The sequence below is a fragment of the Corallococcus sp. AB049A genome, assembly GCF_003668885.1.
Classification (GTDB): Bacteria; Myxococcota; Myxococcia; order Myxococcales; family Myxococcaceae; genus Corallococcus; species Corallococcus interemptor.
The window spans coordinates 1-4005 of sequence record NZ_RAWL01000607.1 but is presented as its reverse complement, the minus strand read 5'-3'; the positions used below and the strand labels follow the sequence as shown (position 1 = coordinate 4005).

4 protein-coding genes are annotated in these 4005 nt (G+C 70.3%); 2 read left to right on the top strand and 2 right to left on the bottom strand.

The features are described from left to right. Positions 1–149: 149 nt before the first annotated feature. Positions 150–1364 (top strand): exopolysaccharide biosynthesis GT4 family glycosyltransferase EpsE, encoded by a 1215-nt coding sequence (epsE, locus tag D7X55_RS37035; RefSeq protein ID WP_121725493.1) that lies wholly within the window; start codon positions 150–152, stop codon positions 1362–1364. Between the two features lie 3 nt (positions 1365–1367). Here the strand turns inward: epsE and D7X55_RS37030 are convergent, their stop codons facing one another. Next, a complete protein-coding gene (locus D7X55_RS37030) occupies positions 1368–2060 on the bottom strand; it encodes a DUF6445 family protein (protein WP_121725492.1) in 693 nt (230 codons plus the stop codon). Positions 2061–2452: 392 nt separating this feature from the next. Here D7X55_RS37030 and D7X55_RS37025 point away from each other — a divergent pair, with 392 nt between their 5' ends. Beyond that, positions 2453–3001, top strand: coding sequence for an RNA polymerase sigma factor (locus D7X55_RS37025; RefSeq protein WP_158616348.1), 549 nt, complete (start codon positions 2453–2455; stop codon positions 2999–3001). Positions 3002–3008: 7 nt separating this feature from the next. Here the strand turns inward: D7X55_RS37025 and D7X55_RS37020 are convergent. After that, positions 3009–4005 (bottom strand): mechanosensitive ion channel family protein (locus D7X55_RS37020; protein ID WP_121725490.1); only part of this gene is annotated, 997 nt, incomplete at its 5' end.

Genomic DNA, 4005 nt, shown 5'->3' with positions numbered 1-4005 from the left:
GTATAACGCAATGAGGCGTCATCACCCAACGACCCGGACAGGCGGGCAGGCGGAGGAGCGTGCCGCCGGTCTGCTGTCACGGCTGACACCCCCCATGGCGTGGCTTCGGGCCCGGGGAGCGTGGGGACGCGCCGTGTTATGGAAGGGGCGTGCAGAAGATCGGCTACCTGATTCCCGAGTTCCCCGGACAGACCCACATCTTCTTCTGGCGCGAGCTGCAGGCGCTGCCGGGGAAGGGCGTGTCACCGGAGCTGGTGTCCACCCGTCCGCCGCCCGCGCGCATCATCAGCCACAGCTGGGCCCGCGAGGCCATGTCGCGCACGGAGTACCTGGCGCCGCCGCCCCCGCTGGGCGTGGCGAAGGCCGCGCTGGAGATTGCCCGGGCCATGCCCACGGGCTGGGCGCGGGTGCTGGCCTCCATCGCCCGCGCGGAGGGCCTGGACGCGAAGGGCCGCGCGCAGCTGGTGGCGTTCGCGGTGATGGGCGGCCGGCTGGCGTCGCTGGCGCGCGAGCGCGGCTGGACGCACGTGCACGTGCACTCCTGCGCCAACGCGGCGCACGTGGCCATGTTCGCGCACCTGCTGTCGGGGCTCACGTACAGCATGACGCTGCACGGGCCGCTGGACGACTACGGCCCCAACCAGCGGGAGAAGTGGCGTCACGCGAAGTTCGCGTTCGTCATCACGAAGAAGCTGCTGGGCGAAGTCCGTCAGGAATTGGCGGGGAGCCTGCCGGACCGGATCGAGCTGGCGCCCATGGGCGTGGAGCTGTCGCGCTTCCAGCGCACGGTGCCCTACGAGCCGTGGTCCGGCGAGGGGCCCCTGCGGCTGTTCGCGTGCGGCCGGCTGAACCCGTGCAAGGGGCACGCGGACCTCATCGACGCGGTGGGGATGCTGCGCAAGAAGGGCATCGACGCGCGGCTGTCCATCGCGGGCGAGGACGAGGCGGGCGGCACCACGTACCGCAAGGTGCTGGAGGCGAAGCTCGCGCAGGACGGGCTCACGGACGCGGTGACGCTGCTGGGCGCGGTGAGCGAGGACGTGGTGAAGGACGGCATCCAGCGCTCGCACCTCTTCGCGCTGGCGAGCCTCCAGGAGCCGCTGGGCGTGGCCATCATGGAGGCCATGGCCATGCGCGCGCCGGTGGTGGTGACGGGCGCGGGCGGCGTGAAGGAGCTGGTGGACGACGGCGTGGACGGCGTGCTGGTGCCGCCGCAGGCGCCCGCGGTGCTGGCGGAGAAGCTGGAGAAGCTGGCGCGGGACCCGGCCGAAGCGGTGCGGCTGGGCGAGGCCGGCCGCCGCAAGGTGGAGGAGCAGTTCAGCAGCGAGCGCAGCGCGGACATGCTCGCGAAGATGCTGTCCTAGCCCTCAGCGCACGGCCTTCCAGAAGAACAGGGCGGTGGCGCGCTTGGAGTGCTTGTCGCCCTGCCCGAAGTACGCGGTCGCCGAGTGCACGAAGTCGGCCCGGTAGACGATGAGGCGGTTGAAGACGTTCTCCACCTCCACGTCCTGCACCCACGCGTTGGCGGGCAGCTTCGTCACGCCGAAGGCCTGGGTGAGGTTGACGCAGCCGGGAGGGCAGGTGTTGCCGCCCAGGCCGCCGCCGGGCATGCGCAGCCGGTAGAAGGACGTGCCCACGTGCTTCGCGGGCGGCTTCGGGTGCAGGTAGATGACGCCCGCGAAGTCGCACAGCGCCAGCGAGTCCACGTGCGGCTTCGCGGTGGACTCCTTCTCCCCCACGAGCTGCACGTGGTTGTGGGACAGCGCCCCCCGCGCCGGGGCCTCCTGCGTGAGGGCGCGCACGCCGGCCTGCTCGCGGATCCACTTCTCGATGGGCGCCAGCTCCTGGGGCGTGAGCGCGTGCGGGGCGCGGATGCCGGGCCAGATTTCCGGCCGCCACGGGGCGCCCAGCGTCCAGTCCTCGCGGGCCAGGTTGCGCTCGTAGACCTCCAGCGCGTTGGGCAGGACGTTGTCCTTGATCCAGTAGTCCCGTCCCAGCTTCGGCTTCCGGTAGGGGAGCACGTCGCGGACGGCGGACTCCGGGCGCCGTGTTTCAAGCATGGAGGGCGTGTCAGCAAGAACCCTGCCGTGTTCTCACGCGTGTTTCATGTCTCGGAGCGGGGCGTTCTGCCCCAGGTGCCCGGGCGTCTCGCCTCGCCGGGGCGTTTTGCCTCACGGTCAATCGCCCCGCGGGGCATTCGTCGTGAGTCTCCGCCCGGGATGACGACTGCTGATCATCCCGGTGTGTTTCTGTCGGAAACCCATGTGCACCTGCCCTGGATGGACATCCAAAAGACAGACACTGGATGTATTCGTGACGCTGGCGGCGGAAATCGCCGGGTGGGATGGGATTTCCAGACACTCTGTGTAATTCGCGGATAGTTTGCTCTGCCCGGCTTGAAAGGCTTTGTCATCATGGTGCCGCACGGAAACGGAGCTCGGGGGGCACTTCCATGGCTGACAAAGAGATGCAGACGTTCGCGGCGCTGGTCATCCAATTCCGTTCGGGGCTCTTGAAGCACGCGCAGCGCATCCTGGGGAACGCGGCGGACGCGGAGGACCTGGTGCAGCACGCGCTGGACGAGGCGTGGAAGGAGCGGCTGCACCTGCAGGGGCCGGAGGCGTTCCGGGCGTGGACGGGGCGGGTCATCAACACGCGGGCCATCAGCCTGTTGCGCCACCACCGCGCGGAGCAGCGCAAGGCGGTGAACGCAGGGTGGGTGACGGTGCTCTCGGATGATCCACAGGAGCACGAGGGCAGCGAGCTGTGGACCTTCATCCAGGAGAAGGACCTGCGCGAGGCGGTGGAGCGCCTGCCGCCGCAGCAGCGGGAGGTGTTCCACCTGCGCGCGCAGGGGCGCTCCTACGTGAGCATCGGGGCCCAGGTGGGGCGCTCCACGGGCACGGTGGGCTGGTGGCTGCACCAGGTGCGCGAACAGCTGCGCGAACGGCTCCAGCCCATCGCGGAGGAGCGCCGGCTCTCCGTGGGCACGTGGCACTGAAACGGCCTCAGCCGTTGCCCGCCCGCGCGGCCAGCAGCGCCGGGCCCACGGCCTTCTCCTCCGGGAGGGGCAGGGGCGTGGCCTCCGCGCGCAGCAGCGGCAGGCCGTGCGGCTGGGCCTGGAGGTAGGCCACCAGCTTCTCTCGCACCAGGCAGCGCAGGTCGAAGGCCTTGCCGGAGTCCGCCGCGCTCACCAGGGCGCGCAGCTTCATGGTGCGCTCGCTCAGGTCCGTCACCTGGAGCCCCTGCACCTTGCCGTCCCAGAGCCCGTTCGACTCCTGCTCCAGGATGCGCTTGAGCTCCGCGCGCACCGCCGGCACGTTCGTGCGGAAGTCCACGTACAGCTCCGCCGTGCCCAATATCTCCGGCGACACCTTGCTCCAGTTCTGGAACGGCTTCTCCAGGAACTGCGTGATGGGGATCACCAGCCGGCGCAAATCCCACACCTTCACGACGACGTAGGTGAGGGTGATCTCCTCGACCCATCCCCACTCGTTCTCGATGATGACCGTGTCGCCAATGCGCATGGGCTGGGTGATGGACAGCTGGATGCCCGCCAGCAGCGTGGACAGCGACTTCTGCGCGGCCAGGCCAATGGCGAGGCCCGCGATGCCCGCGGACGCCAGCAGGGACACGCCCACGTTGCGCACCGCCTCGAACTGGAGGAGCAGCAGCGACGCGGCCACCAGCACCACCGCCACCTCCACCACGCGCCGCAGGATGGCCAGCTGCGTGCGCAGGCCGCGCACCCGCGCCACGTCGGTGCCCTCGGGAGACTGCGCGACCTTCTTCTCCACGAAGCGCGCGGCCCGGCTGAGGAAGCGCAGGAAGAACAGCGCCGCCGCCACGATGATGAGCGAGCGCGCCCCCAGGTCCACGGCCGCCTGCGCCGGCGGAGGCAGCTTCAGGAGCCGGGCCCCCGCCGCCGCCAGCATGCCCGCCAGCACGAAGCGGATGCTCCCCTTTCCCGCCGCCAGCAGCTCGTCATCCCAGCCGGACTTCGTC

Coding starts and splice junctions, on each gene's coding strand:
- D7X55_RS37030 (WP_121725492.1), bottom strand. CDS start 2,060: ATGCTTGAAACACGGCGCCCGGAGTCCGCCGTCCGCGACGTGCTCCCC.
- D7X55_RS37025 (WP_158616348.1), top strand. CDS start 2,453: ATGGCTGACAAAGAGATGCAGACGTTCGCGGCGCTGGTCATCCAATTC.